The 23,311-nt window shown below is 64.9% G+C and carries 19 protein-coding genes; 12 read left to right on the top strand and 7 right to left on the bottom strand.

What is annotated here, in order from left to right; genetic code table 11:
* Nucleotides 1–488: 488 nt before the first annotated feature.
* The 6 genes from BXY53_RS10255 (at nt 489) to phoB (ending at nt 7,099) form a co-directional block, all read left to right on the top strand.
* Nucleotides 489–1,520 carry a substrate-binding domain-containing protein gene (locus BXY53_RS10255; RefSeq protein ID WP_119061910.1) on the top strand — a complete coding sequence of 344 codons (1,032 nt, stop codon included), beginning with the start codon at nt 489–491 and terminating at the stop codon, nt 1,518–1,520.
* A gap of 163 nt (nt 1,521–1,683) precedes the next feature.
* The gene (pstC, locus tag BXY53_RS10250; RefSeq protein ID WP_119061909.1) at nt 1,684–3,063 is read left to right on the top strand and encodes a phosphate ABC transporter permease subunit PstC; all 1,380 of its coding nucleotides are present in this window, start codon (nt 1,684–1,686) and stop codon (nt 3,061–3,063) included.
* On the top strand, nt 3,056–4,705 hold the full coding sequence (pstA, locus tag BXY53_RS10245) for a phosphate ABC transporter permease PstA (protein WP_245410440.1): 1,650 nt from the start codon (nt 3,056–3,058) through the stop codon (nt 4,703–4,705). The genes pstC and pstA overlap by 8 nt, the downstream gene beginning before the upstream one ends.
* A gap of 110 nt (nt 4,706–4,815) precedes the next feature.
* Nucleotides 4,816–5,580, top strand: a complete 765-nt coding sequence (gene pstB, locus BXY53_RS10240) for a phosphate ABC transporter ATP-binding protein PstB (protein ID WP_425359186.1) — start codon at nt 4,816–4,818, stop codon at nt 5,578–5,580.
* 47 nt (nt 5,581–5,627) lie between these two features.
* On the top strand, nt 5,628–6,362 hold the full coding sequence (gene phoU / locus BXY53_RS10235; RefSeq protein WP_119061907.1) for a phosphate signaling complex protein PhoU: 735 nt from the start codon (nt 5,628–5,630) through the stop codon (nt 6,360–6,362).
* Between the two features lie 23 nt (nt 6,363–6,385).
* On the top strand, nt 6,386–7,099 hold the full coding sequence (phoB, locus tag BXY53_RS10230) for a phosphate regulon transcriptional regulator PhoB (RefSeq protein WP_119061906.1): 714 nt from the start codon (nt 6,386–6,388) through the stop codon (nt 7,097–7,099).
* Nucleotides 7,100–7,147: 48 nt separating this feature from the next.
* Here phoB and BXY53_RS10225 read toward each other — a convergent pair whose 3' ends face one another.
* Nucleotides 7,148–7,675 carry a GcrA family cell cycle regulator gene (locus tag BXY53_RS10225; protein WP_119061905.1) on the bottom strand — a complete coding sequence of 176 codons (528 nt, stop codon included), beginning with the start codon at nt 7,673–7,675 and terminating at the stop codon, nt 7,148–7,150.
* 542 nt (nt 7,676–8,217) lie between these two features.
* On the opposite strand from BXY53_RS10225, the gene BXY53_RS10220 reads away from it, so the two are divergent.
* From BXY53_RS10220 to BXY53_RS10200, 5 genes are all read left to right on the top strand, one after another.
* Nucleotides 8,218–9,417: an aspartate aminotransferase family protein gene (locus BXY53_RS10220; protein ID WP_119061904.1), complete on the top strand. Its 1,200-nt coding sequence runs from the start codon at nt 8,218–8,220 to the stop codon at nt 9,415–9,417.
* Between the two features lie 61 nt (nt 9,418–9,478).
* Nucleotides 9,479–10,402 (top strand): ornithine carbamoyltransferase, encoded by a 924-nt coding sequence (gene argF, locus BXY53_RS10215; protein WP_119061903.1) that lies wholly within the window; start codon nt 9,479–9,481, stop codon nt 10,400–10,402.
* Nucleotides 10,403–11,416: an Hsp33 family molecular chaperone gene (locus BXY53_RS10210; protein ID WP_119061902.1), complete on the top strand. Its 1,014-nt coding sequence runs from the start codon at nt 10,403–10,405 to the stop codon at nt 11,414–11,416.
* Between the two features lie 112 nt (nt 11,417–11,528).
* Nucleotides 11,529–12,872, top strand: coding sequence for an efflux RND transporter periplasmic adaptor subunit (locus BXY53_RS10205; protein ID WP_119061901.1), 1,344 nt, complete (start codon nt 11,529–11,531; stop codon nt 12,870–12,872).
* The gene (locus BXY53_RS10200; RefSeq protein ID WP_119061900.1) at nt 12,865–16,002 is read left to right on the top strand and encodes an efflux RND transporter permease subunit; all 3,138 of its coding nucleotides are present in this window, start codon (nt 12,865–12,867) and stop codon (nt 16,000–16,002) included. The genes BXY53_RS10205 and BXY53_RS10200 overlap by 8 nt, the downstream gene beginning before the upstream one ends.
* Nucleotides 16,003–16,005: 3 nt before the next feature.
* Here BXY53_RS10200 and BXY53_RS10195 read toward each other — a convergent pair whose 3' ends face one another.
* Entirely contained in the window at nt 16,006–17,454 is a 1,449-nt protein-coding gene (locus BXY53_RS10195) for a TrkH family potassium uptake protein (protein ID WP_119062172.1), read from the bottom strand.
* 35 nt (nt 17,455–17,489) lie between these two features.
* The gene (locus tag BXY53_RS10190; protein WP_119061899.1) at nt 17,490–18,698 is read right to left on the bottom strand and encodes an O-succinylhomoserine sulfhydrylase; all 1,209 of its coding nucleotides are present in this window, start codon (nt 18,696–18,698) and stop codon (nt 17,490–17,492) included.
* Nucleotides 18,699–18,818: 120 nt separating this feature from the next.
* Between BXY53_RS10190 and BXY53_RS10185 the strand changes: the two genes are divergently transcribed.
* Entirely contained in the window at nt 18,819–19,922 is a 1,104-nt protein-coding gene (locus BXY53_RS10185) for a 2'-deoxycytidine 5'-triphosphate deaminase (RefSeq protein WP_119061898.1), read from the top strand.
* 159 nt (nt 19,923–20,081) lie between these two features.
* Here the strand turns inward: BXY53_RS10185 and BXY53_RS10180 are convergent, their stop codons facing one another.
* The 4 genes from BXY53_RS10180 to BXY53_RS10165 all read right to left on the bottom strand — a co-directional run bounded on the left by BXY53_RS10180 (nt 20,082) and on the right by BXY53_RS10165 (nt 23,301).
* Entirely contained in the window at nt 20,082–21,062 is a 981-nt protein-coding gene (locus BXY53_RS10180) for a radical SAM protein (RefSeq protein WP_119061897.1), read from the bottom strand.
* Between the two features lie 99 nt (nt 21,063–21,161).
* A complete protein-coding gene (locus tag BXY53_RS10175; protein WP_119061896.1) occupies nt 21,162–21,428 on the bottom strand; it encodes a hypothetical protein in 267 nt (88 codons plus the stop codon).
* 239 nt (nt 21,429–21,667) lie between these two features.
* Complete coding sequence (locus BXY53_RS10170; RefSeq protein ID WP_245410438.1) at nt 21,668–22,426, bottom strand: glutamine amidotransferase-related protein; 759 nt, start codon at nt 22,424–22,426, stop codon at nt 21,668–21,670.
* Complete coding sequence (locus BXY53_RS10165; RefSeq protein ID WP_119061895.1) at nt 22,423–23,301, bottom strand: SDR family NAD(P)-dependent oxidoreductase; 879 nt, start codon at nt 23,299–23,301, stop codon at nt 22,423–22,425. Before BXY53_RS10165 ends, BXY53_RS10170 begins: the two co-directional genes overlap by 4 nt.
* Nucleotides 23,302–23,311 lie beyond the last annotated feature (10 nt).

Here is a 23,311-nt window from a genome sequence, read left to right as displayed (position 1 = left end):
CTGGTGTTGAGCCGCGAGGCTTCTGGCATCGAAGGCTGGACCGTCGTCATCCCCGCAGGGCAACCTATCACGTAATCCTGCTGCTCCGACTCATCTCGCCTACGCAGCCCCGCGGTCAGCGTATATTCAAGTCCGTGCCGAGTTCTGAATTAGAACGCAGCAGCGCCAAACAAGTCACAGATCGCCACGTCACCATTCAAAAGGCTGGGTCTGGCTCGGGGTCGTGATTGGCCCCCGGCAAGGCCGCTCTGCGGTGAACCAGGAACCTGTCCACGGCAAATGACAGGACTCGGTTCCACCTGCCCTTTAACCATGCGCATCACCCCGCCAAAGAGACAAACGGCGCGCTTCGGCGAAACACCGAAAATGCATGAGAATCAATCGCCTAAACTGTCATAAAAGAATTAATGGCAGGCTGTATGGTGCGCTGCAGAAAGGTCGGGAAGCGGCCTTTCTTCGCAGCATATCTCAAAAGACAGGGAGAGCAAATGAACACGAAGTTCGTAGCGTTCACCGCGGCGGCTGCCGTGGCTGGCGCGATGGCTGTTCAGCCGGCTTCGGCCCGCGATCAGCTCCAGATCGTTGGTTCGTCCACCGTTTATCCGTACGCCCAGGCGGTTGCGGAAGAGTTCGCCAACGCGACCGGCAACCCGGCTCCGGTTCTGGAATCCACCGGCTCCGGCGGCGGTATGAAGATCTTCTGCCAGGGTATTGGCGCCGAGCATCCGGACATCACCAACGCTTCGCGCGCCATGAAGCCGTCCGAGTACGAAATGTGCCAGGAAAACGGTGTCGAAGACATCACCGAGGTCCAGATCGGCTCGGATGGTCTGTCGCTGGCCGTGTCCCGTGAGGGCGCCGACCTCGACCTGACGAAGACGCAGATCTACAAGGCGCTGGCCAAGCAGATTCCGGTCGATGGCGAGCTGGTGGACAACCCCAACACCACGTGGTCCGACATCGACTCTTCGCTGCCGGACGCCGAGATCCTGGTGTACGGCCCGCCGCCCACCTCCGGTACCCGTGACGCTTTCGTCGAGCTGGTCATGGTTTCCGGCTGCATGGACCTGCCGTACTGGGAAGAAAAGGGCGAGGACGCTGCTGAGGAAGGCTGCGCCCCGATGCGTCAGGACGGCCCGTTCGTCGAGGCCGGCGAGAACGACAACCTGATCGTTCAGCGTCTTGAAGCCGATGCGAAGGCTCTGGGCATCTTCGGCTATTCCTTCCTGTTCGAGAACCAGGACAAACTGAAGCCGGTTGCCGTTGAGGGTGTCGAACCGTCCTTCGCGACGATCGAGTCCGGTGAGTATCCGGTGGCCCGTCCGCTGTTCTTCTACATCAAGAACGCGCATCGCGGCGTCATCCCGGGCATGGAAGACTACATCGCCGAGTTCGTTTCGGAAGAAGCGTTCGGCCCGGACGGCTACCTCAAAGAGCGCGGCCTGGTTCCGCTCGGCGACGAGCGTCGCGCGGAAGTCCGTGAGGCTGCCCTCGAAGGCAAGACGATGGAACCGAAGTAATCGGCTCCGTCAGTTTCTCGGTGGTCGCGCCCGGCGCGGCCACCTTTTCGCGCATTCGGACGCTCGCGACGCCTGCATTGACAACAAAGCGTAAAACAGCGTTCAAGACCGGGGGCCGCGCCGTGACTCACGGCCAGGCTAGCTTTGAAGCAGGCACGCACTCATGCTGACCACGGTTTTTGCGACACTCTTCCTGCTGATCTTCATCGGCTACATCATCGGTGTGCGCCGCGCCTACGCCGTCGTCGGCGGCAACCAGACGGAACTGCATTCCCGGCCCGGTTACCATGGCGCCTTCGTAGCCGCCTGGATCGGCATCCCATCCATTCTGCTGGTCCTCATCTGGCTGTTGTTCCAGGGCACGGTCATCGACAACCTGCTGCTGATGAGCCTGCCGGAGGGGGTGCTCGAGGGCAAAAGACCTTCGGAAATCGACCTTATACTGGCGGAGATCAAGTCCGTCGCGGCTGGCAACATCTTCGGCGAGCCCGAGCCGTATGTAGTGGAAGCGGCGAACCGCTACCAAAGCTGGCAGGACATCGCACAATTCTCGATGTTCGCCACGGCCGTCATCATCGCGCTTCTCGGACTGCTTGCCGCGCGCCGACTGATCAGCGGGGCATTCCGCGCGCGCCAGCGTGTCGAGCGGATCGTGACCTGGATCATGATCGTGTGCTCGACGATCGCCATTCTGACGACCTTCGGCATTGTCATTTCGCTGCTGTTCGAGGCGCTGCGCTTCTTCGAGCGCGTGCCGCCGGCGGAATTCTTCTTTGGCCTGAACTGGGAGCCGCAAATCCCCATTCGCGAAGGGCAGGTTGCCGCCTCCGGCGCGTTCGGCGCGATCCCCGTTTTCACCGGCACGCTCTTGATCGCCGCGATTGCCATGCTGGTGGCGATCCCGATCGGCCTTCTCTCGGCGATCTATCTGAGCGAATACGCCTGGCCCCGCTTCCGCGCGACTGTGAAGCCGATCATGGAAATCCTCGCCGGCATCCCGACAGTGGTCTACGGCTTCTTCGCCATCCTCGTCGTCGCCCCGGCCCTGCGCGAGACGGGAGTCTTTCTGGGGCTTGATGTCGCGCCGAACAGCGCGATCGCCGCCGGTTTCGTCATGGGTATCATGATCATCCCGTTCGTTTCGTCACTGTCGGACGACGCAATCAGCGCCGTACCGCAGTCCATGCGCGACGGCTCCTACGCGATGGGCGCGACGAAGGGCGAGACGATCACAAAGGTCCTTCTGCCAGCCGCGCTGCCTGGCATCATGGGCGGCATCCTGCTCGCGGTGAGCCGCGCGATCGGTGAGACGATGATCGTCGTCATGGCCGCCGGCCTGATCGCCAACCTTACAGCCAACCCCTTCGAGGCGGTCACGACCGTGACGGTCCAGATCGTGACGCTGCTGATCGGCGATGTGGCCTTCGACAACCCGAAGACGCTCTCAGCCTTTGCACTCGGCCTGGTGCTGTTCGTCGTCACGCTCATCCTGAACGTGATCGCCCTGCGGATCGTGAAGAAATATCGAGAAAAGTATGAGTGAGATCACAGCGGATCGACGTGCACCCTACGACTGGACGTCTGCCCAGAGCAGGCGCCGCGTGCGCAGGCGCTATGCGGCGGACCGGCGGTTGCAGGCCCTGGGCCTCGGCGCCATCGGCATTGCGTTGTTGTTGCTGGGCACGCTGTTCGTCTCGATCATTTCCAGCGGCTACAAGGCGTTTGTCCAGACGCATGTCAAGCTGGAGATCTTCGTCGACCCTTCGGTGGTTGATCCTGAGAACCCTGCCGACGGCAACTACCGCAAGCTGGTCCGCGACTCTTTCTTCGCCTACTTCCCGGAGGTGACGGACTCCGCCGACCAGCGCGCGCTCCGCGAAATCCTCAGCGCCAGCGCGCACTACAATCTGCGGGATTACATCGTCTCCAATCCGGGGGTGATCGGCCAGACCATCAACGTGGAGGTCCCCACCTCCGACCCGTTCGACCAGCTCTACAAGAACGTTATTCCCCGCCGGATCGAGGCGTTAAGCTGGCAGGAGGAGCAGGCGTTCGAAACCTACGTCGCCGAGCGCGGACTCGTGACGACGCGGGACGGGCAGAACCTGATCCGCATCAACGTGTTCCTCGACCCGGGGAAGATCGACGCGGAAGACCCGGCATCCGGCAACTACCGCAGCATACTGGCCGAGGCCATGCGCGCGCTCATTCCGCGCAATGCCATTCGCAATCCGATCGACCTGCTCAGCGATGCGGCGGCCACCAAGCTCCAGGAGTTCGCGGTCGCAAACCCGGATCGCATCGGTTCAGTCGTGGAGAATTTCGAGGCACCGCTGTCCGAGCACTACGCGGCTCTCGCGCGTGGCGAGGAGCCGACGATCCTGAACCCGCGCTTCCGCAGCGCCAAGGAATTCGCCTGGTTCGACAGCCTGATCGAGCGCGGGCTCGTCACTCTGCCGTTCAACTGGGCGCTGATCACCAACGGCGACAGCCGCTTCCCGGAGCAGGCGGGTCTGGCCGGCGCGATCGTCGGCTCGGCCCTGACGCTGCTGGTCACGCTGCTCATCAGCTTCCCCGTCGGCGTGGCGGCCGCAGTTTACCTGGAGGAGTTCGCGCCGAAGAACCGCACAACCGACCTGATCGAGGTGAACATCAACAATCTTGCGGCAGTGCCCTCCGTGGTTTTCGGCCTGCTCGGCCTTGCGCTGTTCCTCGGCACTTTCGGGATGCCTCGATCCACGCCTCTTGTGGGCGGCATGGTCCTGTCGCTCATGACGCTGCCGACGATCATCATCGCCACGCGCGCGGCGCTCAAGGCGGTGCCGCCGTCAATCCGCGAGGCAGCGCTTGGCGTGGGCGCATCCAAGCACCAAGTCATCATGCATCACGTTCTGCCGTTGGCGATGCCAGGCATCCTGACCGGCACGATCATCGGCCTTGCGCAGGCGCTCGGCGAGACCGCGCCGCTCCTGCTGGTGGGCATGAACGCCTTCATCACCACGCCGCCAACGAGCATTGTGGACCCGGCGACCGCGCTGCCCGCCCAAATCTATAGCTGGGCCGACAGCCCGGAGCGCGGCTTCACCTCACGCACTTCCGCGGCGATCCTGGTGCTGCTGGCGTTCCTGATCGTCATGAACGCTGTAGCGATATTCCTGCGCCAGCGGCTTGAGCGGAAGTGGTAATCGGCATGGAGCAATTCCGTCGGCAACGCACGACCGGGGCCTGGAGCGACAAAGAGAGAGGCATCGTGGACCAGTATCAGACCGCAACGAGTTTCGCGCAGCCCGCAGCGGTGTCGGGCTCGACGAAAATCAAGTCGCGCCACGTCGACGTGTTCTACGGCAGCGCGCAGGCGATCTTCGATGTCAACCTGGACATCCGCGATCGTACGGTGACAGCCTTCATCGGCCCGTCGGGCTGCGGCAAGTCCACCTTCCTTCGCTGCCTGAACCGGATGAACGACCCGATCGAGGGCGCACGCGTCGAGGGCGAAGTCATCATCGACGGCGAGAACGTGTATGCGCCGCATATCGACCCGGTTCAACTGCGCGCGCGCGTGGGCATGGTCTTTCAGAAGCCGAACCCGTTTCCGAAATCGGTGTACGAGAACGTTGCCTATGGCCCGCGCATTCACGGCCAGGTCAGCTCAAAGAGCGAACTCGACGATGTGGTCGCGGAGGCCTTGCAGCGCGCGGGACTGTTCGAGGAGGTGAAGGATCGCCTGGACGAGCCGGGCACGGGCCTGTCCGGCGGTCAGCAACAGCGCTTGTGCATCGCGCGGGCGATTGCGGTGAACCCGGAAGTGATCCTGATGGACGAGCCCGCTTCCGCGCTGGACCCGATCGCCACGGCCAAGATCGAGGAACTGATCGACGAATTGCGCCGCAATTATTGCATCGTCATAGTGACGCACTCGATGCAACAAGCCGCGCGCGTATCTCAGCGGACTGCGTTCTTCCATCTCGGCTATCTGGTGGAGGAAGGTGAGACCAACCAGATTTTCACCAATCCGAAAGATGAACGCACGCAGGATTACATCACCGGGCGCTTCGGCTAAATTCCTGAGCCACGCGGCATTCAGTATAACAGGAGCAGCACAGACCCATGGAACAGCATACCGTAAGCTCCTACGAACAAGAGCTTAAATCGCTTGATGCCAAGATTGCCCATATGGGAGGACTGTGCGAGCAACTGCTTAGTGAGGCGATTGAGGCGCTTGAGAAAAACGCCCCGGAGCTGGCCGAGGACGTGATCTCTCGGGACAAGAACATCGACCAGCTCGAAAAAGAAATCGAAGAGCTTGCGGTACTGATGATCGCACGGCGTCAGCCGGTCGCGCTCGACCTGCGCCAGATCATCACCGCCATCCGCATCGCCGGCGACCTAGAGCGTATCGGCGATCTGGGCAAGAACATCTCCAAGCGTACACTCGCCATCGCCGGCGAGCCCCAGCCCAAGCGCGCGATGCTTGGCCTGAAGCATATGGGCCTGCAGGCCCTTCAGCAGCTCAAGGATGTGCTCGACGCCTATGCGACGCGCGATGCTGAAAAGACAAAGCGCGTCTGGATGGACGATTATGAAATCGATGCGATGTACAACTCGCTCTTCCGCGAGCTGCTCACCTACATGATGGAAGATCCGCGCAGCATCACGTTGTCCACGCATCTGCTGTTCGGCGCGAAGAACATCGAGCGCATCGGGGACCACGTCACCAACATCGCGGAGATGACCTTTTTCATGATCACCGGCGAGACGCTGGTCGAGGGCCGCCCGAAGAGCGACACCACGAGCCTGCTGTCGCCGGCTGAGGCGACGGGAGACTCCGACGATAACGGCTAGAGTAGTATCCGGGGCAGAGCGGAATGTCAGCTAAGGTTCTGGTCGTCGAGGACGAAGAGCCCTTGGCCATGCTGCTCCGCTACAATCTGGAGGCGGAGGGCTTCAACGTTACGGTCGTCTCGCGCGGCGAGGATGCCGAGGTTTCGGTCGAGGAGGATACGCCCGACCTGATCGTCCTCGACTGGATGCTGCCGGGGCTTTCGGGGCTGGAGTTGTGCCGGCGTCTGCGCACAGGCCGCGAAGGACGCAACATCCCGATCATCATGCTGACGGCCCGCGGCGAGGAAACCGACCGCATCCGGGGGCTGACCACCGGCGCGGACGATTACGTCGTGAAGCCGTTTTCGCTGCCCGAACTTTTGGCGCGCGTGCGCGCGATCCTCCGGCGCACCAGCCCGAGCCGGCTCCAGGACACGCTGGAAGTCGGCGATATCGTGATGGACCGCGATGCGCATCGGGTGTTCCGCGGCGGGCGCGAGTTGCGCATCGGCCCGACCGAATACCGCCTGCTGGAATTCATGATGGAAAGCCCGGGGCGCGTATTCACGCGCACCCAATTGCTCGACGGGGTGTGGGGGCGAGACGTGTTCGTCGACGAGCGGACAGTGGATGTGCATATCGGCCGGCTGCGCAAGGCATTGAACCGCGGACGCGATCAGGACCCGATCCGCACGGTGCGCGGTGCCGGCTACGCGTTTGGCGAGAAGCTCCCGAAAAAGACCGGAACCGGCGCGTGAGGGTGGCGCGCGCCGGGAGGGACCCGGCGCGGCGCCTTGCCCCGCCCCTTACGCCGCCTCTTTCTCCGTCGGGCGACGACGCGCCGCCGGCTGGAACGCCATCGCCGCATGGCGCTCGCAGTAAGGACCGTCTTCCGCCTTCTGGCAGCCGCAGAATCCGAAACCCGGCTGGTCTGGATCGCCAATTGGCCAGCGGCAACTGCTCTCTCGCAGCTCCAGCAGGCCAACGACCGGACCCGCCTCGGACTCCGGCTGCTCCACCGGGCGAAGATTCGGCCGCCGGGCCGGCGCCGGCCAAGCCTGCGCCACGCCAGGCTCCGCCTTCAGCGCCGCGTTCCCCTGCACCGGGAATGCCGCGCCGGAGCCGCCGCGCGGCTTCTGGTTGCGCGGGCGCATCTTGATGCGAGCGGCGCGGAACCGCGATTCTGCCGCGCGCCCGGAAAGCCCGAGCCGGTGCACCTTGCCGATGACCGCATTGCGCGTGATATCGCCGAACTGCTCGGCAATCTGGCTCGCTGTATGCCCCTCATTCCAAAGTCGCGTCAGCAGCGCGACGCGCTCTTCCGTCCATGCCATTCGTGCCTCCTCATGGCTCTGTCTCTTGAGCGCCGCACACGGAAATGCAGCGCTGATCGCGCAGACGCGGCGTCAAAAATCCCCGCCGGACGCAACGCGGCTACGCCGTGACCAAGCTCGTCAAAGGTGTCGAAAACGACGACAAACGCTGTACTGGGAAGACTCGTTCGGCCGCGGACTGGTACTGCTACCGGATCGCTGAAGCGGCGATCGGGACGCGCGCTGGCCGAGGCGGCAACTGAGGACTCGAAGGGGCCGCCAGCCCTCAAACATTGCGGTCGCCCCTCCCGTTGCGCCGAAGCCACTGACTCCGGGGGAGGGCACACCGCTATCCTGCTCTACGAAGTGCCACGCCCGGTTGAAAAACTCAAACGCCGAGCACGCTCCTGTGGCCCTTTTGACGGCAATTATTGCCGCAGTGTGTCTTTTCGGCCAATTGACACCGCGAAAGCGAGTGAGGAATATGCTGCGGGAGCGAGGCTGTCCCGGCGGCCAGCCAACGCGCATGCGCTTTTTTGCAACGGAGAAGAAAGTCCTCGGACATGCCGGCGGTGCTGCCAACTTACGCCCGCGCTGATCTCGTGTTCGAGCGCGGCGAGGGTGCCTATCTTTTCACGACCGCGGGCGAGCGTTATCTCGACTTCACCGCAGGCATCGCCGTGAACGTGCTTGGCCATGCCCACCCCAAGCTGACAGACGCACTGTGCAACCAGGCGCAGAAGCTCTGGCACACGTCCAACCTTTTCCGCGTGGAGGGGCAGGAGCGCCTGGCCGAGCGGCTCTGCGCGGCGACCTTCGCCGACACGGTGTTCTTCACGAACTCGGGCGCGGAGGCCCTGGAATGCGCCATCAAGATGGCCCGAAAGTTTCACTCGGCCACCGGCGCACCCGAGCGGCACAGGCTCATTACTTTTGAGGGCGCGTTTCACGGCCGAACAATGGCGACCATCGCCGCGGCGGGGCAGGAAAAGCTGCTGAGCGGCTTCGGCCCGCCCATGCCGGGCTTCGACCAGGTGCCGCTCGGCGACATCGAAGCCGCACGCGCCGCGATCACGCCGGAAACCGCCGGCTTCCTGATCGAGCCGATCCAGGGTGAAGGCGGCATCCGCAATCCGGGCTGGCCGTTCTTGCGAGCTCTGCGCAAACTCGCGGACGAGCACGGCCTGCTGCTTATTCTCGATGAGGTGCAGTCGGGCGTCGGCCGGACCGGACGCTTCTTCGCCCACGAACACGCAGGCATCGTCCCGGACATTCTCGCTGCGGCCAAGGGCCTCGGCGGCGGCTTCCCGGTCGGGGCCTGCCTGGCAACAGAACACGCCGCGCAGGGCATGACCGTGGGCACACACGGCTCGACCTTCGGCGGCAACCCCTTGGCGATGGCCGTGGGCAACGCAGTGCTGGACATCGTTCTGGAGCCCGAATTCCTGGCGCATGTGCGCGATACCGGGCTAAGGTTGCGTCAGCAGCTCGCGGAACTCAGCGATGCGCATCCCGGCATGATCGAAGAGGTCCGCGGCGAAGGTTTGCTGCTCGGCCTCAAATGCTCGCCGCCAGTTGGGGATGTGGTGGCCGCGCTGCGAGCGCAGCACATGCTTGCTGTCGGCGCGAGCGAGAATGTCTTGCGGCTCGTGCCGCCGCTCAATATCGGCGAAGACGAAGTGCGCGAGGCTCGTGGGTGTCTCGATGCGGCGCTCACGGCGCTTGGCACCGACGCTCCTGCCGCTGCTGCGCATCACGGCTGACCTTCCCGCTCACTGGTTCTCGCGCCCTCGTCGGCCGCAGCGTGAAAAACGTGGACAAGCCATGACGCCTCGTCATTTCCTCGATCTCAACAGGCTCGAACAGTCGCAGCTTCACCGACTGATGGCGCGCGCGCATGACATGAAGGCGCGCTTCCAGCGCGACCGGCTGTCGATCGCTCACCTGGCGCGCGGCCAGGTGCTGGCCATGCTGTTCTCCAAACCCTCCACGCGCACGCGCGTGTCCTTCGACGTGGCGATGCGCCAGCTCGGCGGCGAGACGATCGTGCTGAACGCGAACGAGCTTCAACTCGGCCGAGGCGAGACCATCGCCGACACCGCCCGGGTCTTGTCCCGTTACGTCGACGTCATCATGTTACGAACGACGGCCCACGCGGACCTTCTCGAACTGGCCGAACATGCGGACGTGCCGGTGATCAATGGCCTGACCGACCTCTCACACCCATGTCAGGTCTTCGCCGACGTCATGACGTTCGAGGAGTATCTCGGCCCAATCAGCGGGCGGAAGATCGCGTGGATCGGCGACGCGAACAATAACGTGGCGACCTCCTGGCTCCACGCCGCGTCGATGTTCGGCTTTATCTTGTCCATTGCGTGCCCGGAGGCTTACCGGCCTTCGCCGGAACTCGTCCAGGACACGACGGCGCGCGGCGGGCAAATCGTTATTCATGAGGATCCGGGAGAGGCGATTGCGGGCGCCGACTGCGTCCTGACCGACGTATGGGTGTCAATGGGTCATGACGACGGCGACCGCCGCATGAAGATGTTGCGGGACTACCAGGTTGATGCGGCGCTGATGAGCCGCGCTGCGCCCCATGCTATATTCATGCATTGCCTGCCCGCCCAGCGCGGCCATGAAGTCACCGGCGAGGTGATCGACGGTCCACAGTCCGTGGTTTTCGAGGAGGCCGAAAACCGGATGCACGCGCAGCGGGCCATCCTGGCATGGTGTTTAGAGGCGGAGTGAATGGTTGGAGAATCCGGCGGGACGAAAACGGATGGAGACGTGCTCGACCAGAGCGAGGGCAAACTGGTCGGCACACTAGAGAACTACGTGCTGCCCTTCCAGATCGAGAGTGCGGGCGTGCGCGGCCGCCTGGTGCGGCTTGGCCCGGTCGTCGACGACCTCTTGTCGCGCCACAATTATCCTGAGCCGGTCTCGCGCCTGCTTGGCGAGGCGATCCTGCTCACCGTGATGCTCGGGCACTCGCTGAAATTCGACGGCAAGCTCACGCTCCAGACCAGTTCGGACGGCCCCATCACCTTCCTGGTTGTGCAGTTCCGTGCTCCGGGCGACGTCCGTGCTTATGCCAGCTATGAGGATGAGGGCGTCGCAGAGGCGATCGCGGAAGCCGGCGAGAGCGACCCGCGCCTGCTCGGCAAGGGGCACATGGCGCTGACGATTGAGCCGGGCGGCGGCCTTGAAAGGTATCAGGGCTTCGTTGAGCTCGAGGGTGAGAACCTCGTCGACGCGGCCCATACGTATTTCCGCCAGTCGGAGCAGATCCCGAGTCTGCTGCGCGTGGCCGTGGCACCGCAATTCGTTGGCGGACGCGACGGGGAGCGCGGCGGTTGGGCCTGGCGTGCGGGCGGCCTGATGATCCAGAAGGTCGGCGCCGAGGGCGGCCGCAACGCCATCCATGCGACCGAGGCCGAGGGCCAGAGCGCGGAGGACTGGAACCGCGCCTCCATGCTTGGCGCGACGGTCGAGGACCATGAAATCCTTGATCCGACGTTGTCGCCGGAACGTTTGTTGATCAGGCTTTTCCACGAGGAGCGCGTGCGCGCGTTCCCGGCAAGCGCGATCAGCGCGTTCTGCCAGTGCTCGCGGGAGCGGGTGGAAGATTTGCTCAAGCGGTTCCCGGCCGACCGGATCAGCGAGATGGTTCAGGACGACGGCAAGGTCTCGGTGACCTGCGAGTTCTGCAACAGCGAATACGACTTTGACCCAGACGCGCTGTTCGGTCACAGGGGTGAATGACCAGTGTCAAAGACGAGCATTGCATAGCGTCACTAAACGGTTCGGCCATTCACCACGTATTCATGTTACCGCCCGCAAAACCGGCGTCAGTGCGTTCTCGTAAGGTTGTTTCATGCTCCAGCAGCGCCCCGCAGAGGAAACGGATCGGGAAGACCGGCATGAGGAGCCCCAGGGCGGCTTTCTCAGCGTGCTTGGCCGTGGGGCCCGCCTGCTGCTTCAAGTGCTGCTGCCGCTGGCGCTGCTGGCGGGGGCCTACGCGGGATACCAGTACCTGCTGGCGACGAAGCCAGCGGTGACCCCCGAGCCCCCGCAGGAAGCGGTCTCGCCCGTGCGCGCCGTGACGGTCACTCATTCCAGCTATCAGCCGCAACTGACGCTCTACGGCGAGACGGTCGCCGGACGCGAGGTGCAGTTGCGCGCGCTGGTCTCCGGCGAGGTTGTCGAAGCATCGCCGAACCTGCGCGAAGGCGGCGAGGTCTCCGATGGCGATCTCCTTCTGAAGATCGACCCGTTCGACTACGAGATCGCGCTCGCCGAGGCTCGTGCTCAGATCGCGGAAACCGAAGCGCGGCTACAGGAGAGTGAAGCGCAGATCCGCGCGCAGGAAGCCGCCCTGGAACGAGCGCGAGAGCAGCTCGAAATCGCCGAGCGTGACCTGGCGCGCGCCGAAAGACTGGTCGACACCGGGGCCGTTTCGCGCCAGACGCTTGATCAGCGCCGCCTGACGGTCAGCCAACGGCAGGATGCCGTCGAGCAGGGCGAGATCAGCCTGTCCGTGCAGCAGGCCCGCGCCGATCAGCAGCGGGCCGCGCTGGAGCGCCTTCGCGCGACCCGCCGCACCGCGGAGCGGAACCTGCGCGACACGAGCCTGACCGCGCCCTTCAACGCTTACGTCAGCGAGCCGAACGCCGAGGTCGGCAAGGTTCTGGGCACCAACGACGCGGTGGCCACCCTGATTGACAAGTCGTGGATTGAGGTACGCGTGACGCTGAGCGACGCTCAGTATGGACGCCTCGTCCGCACCAGCGGCGGCGTGCTGGGCCGCCCGGTCGAGGTCCGCTGGTATGTCGGCGAGGAGCCTTTCGTCTATGAGGCGGAGATCGTTCGCGTCGGTTCGCAAATCGCCTCTGCCAGCGGGGGCGTGAATGTCTTTGCCCGGATCAAGACGCCGCTGGAGCCGACGCCTCTGCGCCCCGGAGCCTTCGTCGAGGTGCGCGTTCCGGACATTCAGTACGAGGACGTCGTCCGGCTTCCACAGACCGCGCTTTACAACAACGATCATGTCTACGTGATCGAGGATGGCCGACTGACTCGTCGCAGTGTCGAGCAGGTCGGCGGCGCGGACGGCTATGTGCTGGTGCGCGGCGATCTGCAGGACGGCGAGCGCGTGGCGGCGACACGACTGGCGCGTCCTGGAGAGGGCGTCAAGGTGACGGTGGTGGAGGCAGATGTCTGAGCATCCTTCGGGCCGGCCCGGTCTGATCGGCCTGTTCGTCCGGCACCCCACGGCCTCCAACCTATTGATGCTGACGATCATCGTGCTCGGCCTGTTCTCGGTCAGCCGGCTCAACACGCAGTTCTTCCCGACCGTCGAAATCCCGGCGATCACCGTCACGATCCAGTGGTCCGGCGCCAGCGCGCTGGACGTCGAGCAGAACATCGTCGACGCGATCGACCCTGAGTTGCGCTTCCTCGACGACGTCGACAAGATCACCTCGGTCGCGCGCGAGGGCGTGGCGGTCTTCAACATCGAGTTCTTCGCAGACGCAGACATGCAGAAGGCGCAGTCTGACGTCGAGCAGGCGGTCGAGCAGGTGACAACGCTGCCGGAGGCCGCCGAAGAGCCGACGATCCAGCGCGTGACCTTTTACGAGCCGGTCGCAAAGATCGCGATTTCCGGGCCCTTCGCCGAACGCACGCTCAAGGACTATGCCAAGCAGATCCGCGACGGGCTGCTGGAGGCCGGCATCGACCGCGTAAACTTCACCGGCGCGCGCGACGAGGAAATCTGGGCAACGATTCCGGAGGCGGAGCTGCGCCGGCTCGACCTTGGCGTGGACCAGGTCGCCACGCGCATCCGCGAGGAGACGCGCGACCTGCCGTCCGGGACGGTCGAGGGGGAGTCCGAGCTGCAGTTGCGCACACTCGCCGAGCGCCGAACGCCGGAAGAAGTGGCCGAGATCGAGGTCAAATCCGACGCGGCGGGCAACAAGATCCAGCTCAAGGACATCGCCGAGGTCGAGCCACGCTTCGACGACGATGCCATCATCGGGCTGCACGAGGGTGGGCGCGCGATCCTGCTGCAGGTCCAGCGCGCGGTGAGCGCCGACACCCTTCAGACCATGGACGAGATGAAGGCCTATCTGGACCGCGTCCTTCCCACGCTTCCGGAAAGCCTGAACGTCGAGGTCTATGACATTCGCGGCGAGTACGTGACCCAGCGCCTCGGCATCCTGATCCAGAATGGCCTGCAAGGGCTGGTCCTCGTCCTCATCGTCCTGTTCCTGTTCCTGAACATGCGCATCGCCTTCTGGGTCGCGGCGGGCATCCCGATCGCGTTCCTGGCAACGCTGGTGGTCATGTTCCTGTCGGGCCAGACGATCAACATGATCTCGATGTTCGCGCTGATCATGATGCTCGGCATTATCGTGGACGACGCGATCGTGGTGGGTGAGGAGACCGCCACGCGCCAAAGCGAGGGCGAAGGGCGCATGGAAGCCGCGGAGAACGGCGCGAAGCGCATGTTCACACCGGTGACGGCCGCGAGCATGACGACGATGGCCGCCTTCCTTCCGATCTTCATCATCAGCGGGCGCATCGGCGACGTCATGGTGGCCATCCCGCTTGTCGTCATCGCCGTGCTGATCGCGAGCCTGGTCGAGAGCTTCCTGATCCTGCCAGGCCATCTCAGCCACAGCTTCGGCAACCTGAACCGACCGCCGAGCGCCTTCCGCCGCACCTTCGACCGAGGCTTCCAGTGGTTCCGCGATGGGCCTTTCCTGCGCTTCGTGGAGTTCAGCTATGACTGGCGCTACACCACACTCGCCTTCACGTTCGGGGCAATGCTACTGGCCATTGGCTTGCTCGGCGGCGGGCGCGTGGACTTCCAGTTCTTTCCGTCTCCGGAATCCGAGAACATCTCTGCCGAGGTCGAGTTCGCCGCGGGCACCCCTGACCCCGAGCGGATCAAGGCGCTGAGCCGCATCGAGGACGCGCTTTACGAAGCCGAAGCCGCACTGACCGAGGGCGAGGGCGGGCTTGTCGTCACCGCTTTTACCACGCTCGGCAAGGCCGGACGCACGCAGTCCGACACGATCTCCGAGGTCGCGGTCCAGCTCGTCCCAAGCGAGGACCGCACAATCCGCACCGAAACCGTCATGCAGGCCTGGCGCGAGCGCCTGCCGATGATCCCCGGCATCGAGCAAGCCACTGTGCGAACCGAACAGGTCGGCCCGCCGGGCCGTGACGTCGACGTCAAACTGCAGAATGCGCCGATCGAGAACCTCAAGGCCGCGGCGGAAGAGGTCAAGACGGCGCTGCGCGGCTATCCGGGCGTCACGGCGATCTCCGACGACATGCCCTACGGCAAGCGCGAGTTGATCGTGGAGGTCACGCCGCGCGGCCTTGCCCTGGGCTTCACCGCGGAGAGTGTCGGCACGCAGCTTCGCAACGCCTTCGACGGCGCAATCGCCACCCGTTTCCCGCGCGGCGACGAGGAGATCACCGTGCGCGTGCTGCGCGAGCAACAGGCAGAAGGTGCGCAGGCGCTGGAAAACTTCTATCTGCGCGCGCCGGACGGTACCTTCGTGCGCTTCCCCGAAGTCGCGCAGGTGCGCGAGCAGGCGGGCTTCTCGATTATCCAGCGCATTGACGGGGAGCGAACCGTGTCCGTCACCGGCGACGTGGACGCCGAGGTGAACAGCGTGGCGACCGTCGTGGAGCAGCTGAGGGCGGATGTGCTGCCGCGCCTGGTCGAGAGGTACGGCATCGAATACGACTTCGGCGGCCGACAGGAGGATCGCCAGCAGTCCTTCGCCGACCTCCAGACCGGTGCGATCGTCGCGCTGATCCTGATCTTTGTTATCCTCGCCTGGGTGTTCGGCAGTTACGCCAAGCCGCTGGCGGTTATCGGCATCGTCCCCTTCGGCCTTGTCGGCGCAATCGTCGGCCACCTGATCATGGACATGCCGCTGACGATCATCAGCATGATCGGCCTGCTCGGACTGTCCGGCATCCTCGTGAACGACTCCATCATTCTGGTCGCGCAGGCCAACGAACGGTTGAAAGCGGGCGAAAACCTGCGCGAAGCGGCGATAGGCGCGTCCTACGACCGTTTCCGCGCGGTGCTGCTGACATCGCTCACGACCATCGGCGGGTTGACGCCGCTGCTGTTCGAGACCAGCCGGCAGGCGCAGTTCCTCATCCCGATGGCGATCACGCTGGTGTTCGGCCTTGCGGCGGCGACCTTCCTGGTGCTGATCCTGGTGCCGTCGCTGCTGGGCGTTGGCCGCGACATCGGCCGGGCGGCCGGCGCGATCAAACGGCTTTATGTCCGCGCGCCGCGCGGCGAAGCCTCCGAGGCATAGGGCTCAGGAAAGCCAGAACGCCGGCAATATCAGCACGAGCACTGCAAAGAGTTCCAGCCGGCCGATCAGCATGGCAGCCGACAACACCCATTTCGCGCTGTCCGGCAGGCTGGCGAAATTTGCCGCCGGCCCAATCGTCTCTCCGAGCGCCGGCCCGACATTACACAGCGCCGTCGCCGCGCCGGAAATCGCGCTGATCGTGTCCAGGCCGATCACCTCCAGCAGGATGGCGATCACCGCGAAGGCGCCGATGTAGAGGAAGAAGAATGTCGTCACGGCACTGATGACATCGGGCGACAGCGGCCGGCCGTTATACGTCTCCAGGAACACGCCGTGCGGGTGGAACATCAGCCGGATCTTCTGGCGCAGCCCCTGGAACAGCACCTGAAACCGGAAAATCTTGATCCCGCAGGAGGTCGAGCCTGAGCACCCGCCGATGAACATCAGGATAAAGAACAGCGAGACCGCCATCGGGCTCCACATGTCGTAGGGGCTGGTGGCGTAGCCCGTGCCGGTCATGATCGAAACGACGTTGAAGACCGAGTCGACGTACTTGCCGCTGTCGGTGATCGGCGCGCCGGGCGCATGCGCATATACGCCGACTGCGCTGAACACGGCGAGGGTTGCGAGGAACCAACGCACCTGGCTGTCGCGCAGCATCGCGCGGAAATCCCCGTGGAGTGCGCGCAGGAACAGCGCAAAGGGGAGGCTGCCGAGGATCATGAACCCGATTGCCGTGAGTTCAATAGGCAGGCTGTCGAAATGCCCGATGGAGGCGTTGTGGTTAGAGTAGCCGCCGGTTGCGATCGTTGTCATCGAATGGACCAGCGCGTCGAAGGCGCTCATCCCAGCGGCCTGGTAGAACACGGCGCAAGCAGCCGTCAGCGCGATGTACAGCAACGCCAGCTCGCCGGCGATCTGCGTCGCGCGCGGCAGGATCTTGCCAGCCGTGTCAAAGCCCTCGACGCGGAAAAGCTGCATCCCGCCGACCTTCAGCATCGGCAGGACGGACAGCGCCATGACGATGATACCCAGCCCGCCGAGCCATTGCAGCAGCCCACGCCAGATCAGGATGCCGGGCGGCGCCTCGCGCAGATCGGTGATGATGGTCGAGCCGGTGGTGGTTATGCCCGACATCGCCTCGAAGAAGGAGTCGGTGTAGCTCAGTTCGAGGCTGGACCAGGCGAACGGGATAGCGGCGAAGGCGGTCAGCGCGATCCACGAGGTCGTCGTCAGCAGGAACGCCTGCTTGATGGTCAATTCGCGGCTGCGCCCCCAGTTCGAGACGGTCAGCCCGACGCCCACGAACAGCGTCACGCCCGCCGAAGCGGCGAACACACGCCAGTCCGGGTTGCCGGCGGCGGCGTCAAACAACGCGGGCAGGAGCATAGCAGCCCCGAGCGTCGAGAGCAGTATGCCGACGGCGAGCAGGACCGGCCGGAGGTCTATCATCGCATTCCCGCGCGCTCCCTCGCCGCGCTGCGCGATCACCCGTGGGCCGCGCGCAAGCCCTGATCGATATCGGCCATAAGATCGCGCACATCCTCCAGCCCGACGGACAGGCGCAGGAGATCGCCCCCGATGCCCAGTTCGGCGCGCGCGTCCTCGCTCAGCCGCTGATGCGTGGTCGTCGCCGGATGCGCGATCAGGCTCTTGGCGTCGCCGAGATTGTTGGAAATCTTGATGATCTGCAGCGCGTTCATGAAGCGGAAGGCCGCCGCCTTGCCGCCTGCGATGCGGAACGCCACCATCGGCCCGCCATTCTCCATCTGCCGGCGCGCGATCTCGTGCTGCGGATGGTCCGCGCGGCCGGGATAGGACACGCCAAGGATGCCCGGCGCTTCGGCCAGATGATCGGCGAGCCGCGCCGCTGTCTCGCTCTGCTGCGCGACACGCAGCGGCAGGCTCTCCAGCCCCTTGAGCATAACCCAGGCATTGAACGGGCTCATGCACGGCCCGGTCTGGCGCAGGAAATTGCCCAGGTACTCGTCGACGAACTCCTGATCGCTGAGGACGACGCCACCGAGGCAGCGGCCATGCCCGTCGACATGCTTGGTGGTCGAATAGATGACGATATCCGCGCCCAGCGCCATGGGCTTTTGCAGCATCGGGGTGGCGAAGACGTTATCCACGATCAGCCGCGCCCCCGCCGTCCGCGCGATCTCGGCCACGCCTGCGATATCGACGAGATCGAGCGTCGGGTTGGCCGGGCTTTCGAGGAACAGCGCGCGCGTGTTCGGGCGGATCGCGTCGCGCCACTGGCTCAGGTCCCGTCCGTCCACCAACGTACTCTCGATGCCGAAGCGCGGCAGAAGTTCCTCGACCACGTACCGGCAGGAGCCGAACAGCGCCCGCGCGGAGACGACATGATCGCCCTGGTTGAGCCAGCAGAGCATCGCCGAGGTGACTGCCGCCATGCCCGATGCGGTCGCGCGCGCAGCCTCCGCGCCTTCCAGCATCGCCATGCGCTGCTCGAACATGGTGATGGTCGGGTTGGCGTAGCGCGAATAGACATAGCCCGGCGCGTCGCCGCTGAATCGTGCCTCGGCCTGCTCCGCGCTCTCGTAGACATAGCCGGAGTTGAGGAACAGGGCCTCGGACGTCTCGCCAAACGCACTGCGCAGCGTCCCGCCATGCACCAGCGTGGTCGCCGGGCGCCAGCCGCCGGGCGGCGTCTCGTCACCGGATTGGGTCATGGGCAACCTCCTTAAGCGCCGGAAACCACCGTCCCAGCGTGCAACGCGGCGGATTAAGCAACCGGCCCGCCTTGGCGTCAAGGTCGTTCTCCGCTACACGAAAGCGCAAGGAGCTAACGAATGAGTGAAACGACCGCGCCTTTGGCGACGTCGGGGCTGCTGCCCTGTCAGGAGATCGACCGGCTGATCGCAGCCGGGCATATCCTCGCCGAAGCGCCGATCATCGAGGAGCAGATCCAGCCGGCGAGCCTTGACCTGCGCCTCGGCCGCCATGCGTGGCGCGTGCGCGCCAGCTTCCTGCCCGGCGAGCGGTTCACGGTCGCGGACGGGCTGTCGCGCTTCGGCCTGCACCGCATCGACCTGACGGATGGCGCGGTGCTGGAGACCGGCTGCGTCTATGTCGTGCCGCTTCAGGAGGCGCTCGCCCTGCCCGCCGACATCAGCGCGGCCGCCAACCCCAAGAGTTCCACCGGCCGGATCGACGTGTTCACCCGCATCATCTCCGATCACGGCCGCACATTCGACCAGATCCCTGCGGGCTATCGCGGGCCGCTCTACGCGGAAATCTGCCCGCAGACCTTCCCCGTGCTGGTGCGCACCGGTTCGCGGCTGGCACAGATGCGCTTTCGCCGTGGCGTGATTGACACGAGCGACACGGCGCTTGCGGCGCTGCACGACCAGGAGCGACTGGTCTCCACGCAGGCGGACATCGACCGGGGCCTGGCGCTTTCCGTGGATCTCGCGGGCGGAGAACCCGGCGCGGTGATCGGCTATCGCGCCAAGCGCTATACAGGCGTCATTGACATCGACGTGGCCAGCGCCTGCGCCGTCGAGGACTATTGGGAGCCGCTTCATGCCGGCCGGGAGCCGGAGTTGGTGCTGGACCCCGACCAGTTCTACATCCTTGCCTCAAAGGAAGCCGTGCATGTGCCGCCGACCCACGCGGCGGAGATGATCCCGTTCAACCCGCTCGTCGGCGAGTTCCGCGTCCATTACGCCGGCTTCTTCGACCCCGGCTTCGGGCATGATGCGGCGGGCGGCGCGGGCAGCCGCGTGGTGCTTGAAGTGCGCAGCCACAAGGTGCCGTTCATGCTGGAGGATGGGCAGATCGTCGGCCGCGCGGTGTATGAACAGCTGACCGAGGTGCCGACGCGCCTGTATGGCCAGGACATCGGCTCGCACTATCAGGCCCAGCGCCTCAAGCTCTCGAAGCACTTTCGCTGAAGCGGCTTTCGCGCCGTAAAAGCACGTCATGCCCGTGCTTGACACGGGCATCCAGTGCCGCGGGACTGTGTTCATACGCTGGATTGCCGGATCAAGTCCGGCAAAGACGAATGTGCAGTTGTTTAAGTCTGCTCGAAAAGGGGCCAGACGATGCGCCGGTCAGCCCGAACAGCTCGCCCCGCCCAGCACACAGAACTTGCTGCAGTGCGGGTGGCACAGCTTCACCGCGCCATTCTCGAACATCCCGCCATCAGCGCCGAAGGACTCGCGGAGCGTCGCGCCCATCTCGAAAGCGCGATCATAGGGCAGCAGCGTGCAGGGCAGCACGGTCGGCTCGCTCGCGCCCTTGCGCTTGACGATCATCCGGCTTGACGCGCACATCACGCTGTCCGGCGATTTCCCGAGAATGCCCCAGCACGCCTCGGTGATTTCCGGCACATCGGCTGTCTCGTCCATCTCCGGGAACAGCACGAGCTGGCTCGGATCGCTCGCGTCGATGGGCCAGCCGCGCTCGGCGATCAGCCGCGCATAGCCCTCGCGCGCCTCCGGCTCCGGCTCGTCCCACATGGTGCGCCCGGCGATCGACACGTTGAAGCCGTTTTGCGCCAGCCAATCCAGCCCGTCCCGCGTGCTCGCGAACGAACCGGGGCCGCGCTCGGTGTCGTGATAGTCGGCTGTGTAGTGATCCATGCTCACGCGGATGGTCAGCCGCGCGCCGTGATCGCGCTGCAGGCCCAGCAGCCCGGCCTTGACCCGTGGGCGCTGCATCGGGCGCATCGCGTTGGTGAGGATCAGCACCTCGAAGCCGCGGTCCAACGCGTCCCGCGCCATCTGGATCATCTCGGGGTTCAGGAACGGCTCGCCGCCGGTAAAGCCGATCTCGCGCGTGCCCAGGGCCAGTTCGGCGATCTCGTCATAGACCTTGCGCGCGTCGGCGGCGGAGAAATAGACCAGCCGATCATTCGTCGGGCTGGACTCGATGTAGCAGTTCGCGCATTCGATGTTGCACAGCGTGCCGGTGTTGATCCACAGCGTCTCCAGCTTGCGCAGGGCCACTCGCGCGCGCCGCTCGCCCTTCGCGGTCCGGTCCGGGTCGGAGAATTTGCGCGCGATGAGGTGATCGTCCCGTGTGCCGTGCATGCCGTCTCCTTTGCTTGGCTCCGGCGGAGATATGGCAAACCGGCGCGCGGAAATCACGGGGGATCGGCGCGGCGGGCGGTCACAAAGGCTTGAGCGGGGTCAGTCGAACTCCACCGGGAACTGTCGGCAATCCTCGGGCAGCCGCCCATCGCTGCACCAGGCGCAATAGGTCGCGCCCTCATCCAGCCCGTCGACCTCATGGGACTGGCCGGGATCGAGGCAGAATTCGATCTTCTCGATGCCGTCATAGACGCGCAGGCAGCGCACGCCCTCCTCACAGTTGTTCTCCACCGTGACACTGCGGGCGTGGGCGGACGCGGAGAGTGCTGTGGTCAGCAGGACGGCGAAGAAACCGCGTAGGATCATTGTTGCGCTCCCGGCTCTTTCTGCCGGGCGTTTGTACCCAAGTCGCGCCGAGCTTTCAGTAACAAAAGCGAGTGAAGGGAAGGCGCCGGCACTCCGGCCCGCGCGCAGGCACGCGCAACCGCTCGGCCAGGCGCTCGCCAGCGACGGCGCCCTCCCCCGGTTCCGGACGACGATCCACCAACGTGCCGGCGAAGCGCACCATGGGGTAAAAGCTTTGACAAAGTGTAAGCGCTGGGCGCTCACGCTCGCTTTTTGATCCACGCCGCGAGGAAATGATTGAGCCACAGCCTCTGGCGCGGTCCGTGGATCTGATGATCCGCAATGTGCTGGCGGCGCGGCTTCGCGCCGGGCAGGCGCAGGCGGCGATGGGCGTGCGTGGTCCAGCGGTCGATCATCGGCAGCGTCATTTCCGGGTGAAACTGAAGGCCGAAAGCCGGGCCGTACTGAAACGCCTGATGCTCGAACACCGGCCCCTCGGCCAGCCGGATCGAATCGCGCGGCACGTCAAAGCCCTCGCGGTGCCACTGATAGACATGGCTGGGCCAGTGCGGGAAGCGCCGTCCTGGCTTTAGCGGGCGAATGGGATAATAGCCGATCTCAACCTGCCCGCGCGAATGCGAATAGACCCGTGCGCCAAGCTGCTTGGCCAGAAGCTGCCCGCCCAGGCAGATGCCGAGAAACGGCAGATCGGCCTTCAGCGTGCGCTCGATCAGGTCGCGCTCGGCGTGGATGTAGTCGAAGTCGTCATTCGCGCTCATCGGCCCACCGAAAACGACCACGCCGGCATAGTCCTGAACGCTCTCGGGCACCGGATCGCCAAAGCGCGGCCGGCGCAGGTCTAGAGCGTAGCCGTGACCGGTCAGCCAGCGCCCGACATAGCCCGGGTTCGACTGGCGCTTGTGCACGATGCAGAGCACTTTTGGCTTACCGCCGGCAGGCGCCCGGCCGGCCTCGCCGGCAGCGGGCGCGAATTCGTCGTCGCGGCTCATCTGTTTCATGGCTGGAGAAACCTCCGCTTTTTCAACAGAACGCCCATCAGGGGCGTCGTCAATGTGTGCGGCAGAATGCGTACCGCGAAATAATTGAATGTCGTCAGTATGCCCGGCGTGATGATGACCTTGCGGCAGCGAAAGCCCTGATAGGCCGCTCGCGCCACCACATCCGGGTCCATGCAGCCGATCACCTTGGTGTAGAGCGCTGATTCCGCGCCCATGCTTTTGTGAAAGCGCGTGGCGACCGGCCCCGGCACCACCACCGACAGCCGCGTGCCGCGCCCGCCGATCTCGTGCGCGACCGCCTCGGTCAGCGAGATCACATACGCCTTGCTGGCATAATAGGCCGCCTGATACGGCCCCGGCAATGCGCCGCCCAGTGAAGCGACGTTCAGCACGCCCCCGCCGCCGCGTTCGAGCATCTCCGGCAGATACCGGTGCATCAGGTCGGTCAGCACGCGCATGTTCAGGTCAACCAGGCGCAGCACGTCCGCCGTTGCGTGTTCGACGAATTCGCCGCTCAAGCCGATCCCGGCGTTGTTGACCAGCACATCGACCCGCAGGCCGCGCGCCTCCAGATCCTCGGCCAGCCGGTCGCAATGGCCGTGGATCGCTAGGTCGATCGCAAAGCAGTCCACCCGAATGCCGTGCGCCGCCCGCAAGGCTTCGGCGTTTTCGGCCAGCTTGTCCTCGCTGCGCGCCACCAGCGCCAGATCGTGTCCCGCGGCGGCGAATTCATGCGCCAGCGAAAGGCCTATGCCCTCGCTCGCGCCGGTGATCAGGACCACATCGCGCCGCGCATCGTCCGGGTCCGGCCCCGCGCCGGCCGGCACCCTGCGCCGCGCCCAGGCACGTTCGAGTCGCTGAATCACCCCGCTCATCCGCCCGGCG

The sequence above is a fragment of the Dichotomicrobium thermohalophilum genome, assembly GCF_003550175.1.
Classification (GTDB): domain Bacteria; phylum Pseudomonadota; class Alphaproteobacteria; order Rhizobiales; family Rhodomicrobiaceae; genus Dichotomicrobium; species Dichotomicrobium thermohalophilum.
Note: the sequence above shows the minus strand (reverse complement) of the source record. Positions and strands in the feature narration are given on the sequence as shown.

What these genes read in the sequence shown, in the direction of transcription:
- BXY53_RS10225 (WP_119061905.1), bottom strand. Translation starts at nt 7,675, where the DNA reads ATGGCATGGACGGAAGAGCGCGTCGCGCTGCTGACGCGACTTTGGAAT.
- argF (WP_119061903.1), top strand. Translation starts at nt 9,479, where the DNA reads ATGACGCCTCGTCATTTCCTCGATCTCAACAGGCTCGAACAGTCGCAG.
- BXY53_RS10205 (WP_119061901.1), top strand. Translation starts at nt 11,529, where the DNA reads ATGCTCCAGCAGCGCCCCGCAGAGGAAACGGATCGGGAAGACCGGCAT.
- BXY53_RS10170 (WP_245410438.1), bottom strand. Translation starts at nt 22,426, where the DNA reads ATGAAACAGATGAGCCGCGACGACGAATTCGCGCCCGCTGCCGGCGAG.
- BXY53_RS10180 (WP_119061897.1), bottom strand. Translation starts at nt 21,062, where the DNA reads ATGCACGGCACACGGGACGATCACCTCATCGCGCGCAAATTCTCCGAC.
- pstA (WP_245410440.1), top strand. Translation starts at nt 3,056, where the DNA reads ATGAGTGAGATCACAGCGGATCGACGTGCACCCTACGACTGGACGTCT.
- phoU (WP_119061907.1), top strand. Translation starts at nt 5,628, where the DNA reads ATGGAACAGCATACCGTAAGCTCCTACGAACAAGAGCTTAAATCGCTT.
- BXY53_RS10200 (WP_119061900.1), top strand. Translation starts at nt 12,865, where the DNA reads ATGTCTGAGCATCCTTCGGGCCGGCCCGGTCTGATCGGCCTGTTCGTC.
- BXY53_RS10165 (WP_119061895.1), bottom strand. Translation starts at nt 23,301, where the DNA reads ATGAGCGGGGTGATTCAGCGACTCGAACGTGCCTGGGCGCGGCGCAGG.
- BXY53_RS10175 (WP_119061896.1), bottom strand. Translation starts at nt 21,428, where the DNA reads ATGATCCTACGCGGTTTCTTCGCCGTCCTGCTGACCACAGCACTCTCC.
- BXY53_RS10185 (WP_119061898.1), top strand. Translation starts at nt 18,819, where the DNA reads ATGAGTGAAACGACCGCGCCTTTGGCGACGTCGGGGCTGCTGCCCTGT.
- BXY53_RS10255 (WP_119061910.1), top strand. Translation starts at nt 489, where the DNA reads ATGAACACGAAGTTCGTAGCGTTCACCGCGGCGGCTGCCGTGGCTGGC.
- BXY53_RS10210 (WP_119061902.1), top strand. Translation starts at nt 10,403, where the DNA reads ATGGTTGGAGAATCCGGCGGGACGAAAACGGATGGAGACGTGCTCGAC.
- BXY53_RS10220 (WP_119061904.1), top strand. Translation starts at nt 8,218, where the DNA reads ATGCCGGCGGTGCTGCCAACTTACGCCCGCGCTGATCTCGTGTTCGAG.
- pstC (WP_119061909.1), top strand. Translation starts at nt 1,684, where the DNA reads ATGCTGACCACGGTTTTTGCGACACTCTTCCTGCTGATCTTCATCGGC.
- BXY53_RS10195 (WP_119062172.1), bottom strand. Translation starts at nt 17,454, where the DNA reads ATGATAGACCTCCGGCCGGTCCTGCTCGCCGTCGGCATACTGCTCTCG.
- BXY53_RS10190 (WP_119061899.1), bottom strand. Translation starts at nt 18,698, where the DNA reads ATGACCCAATCCGGTGACGAGACGCCGCCCGGCGGCTGGCGCCCGGCG.
- phoB (WP_119061906.1), top strand. Translation starts at nt 6,386, where the DNA reads ATGTCAGCTAAGGTTCTGGTCGTCGAGGACGAAGAGCCCTTGGCCATG.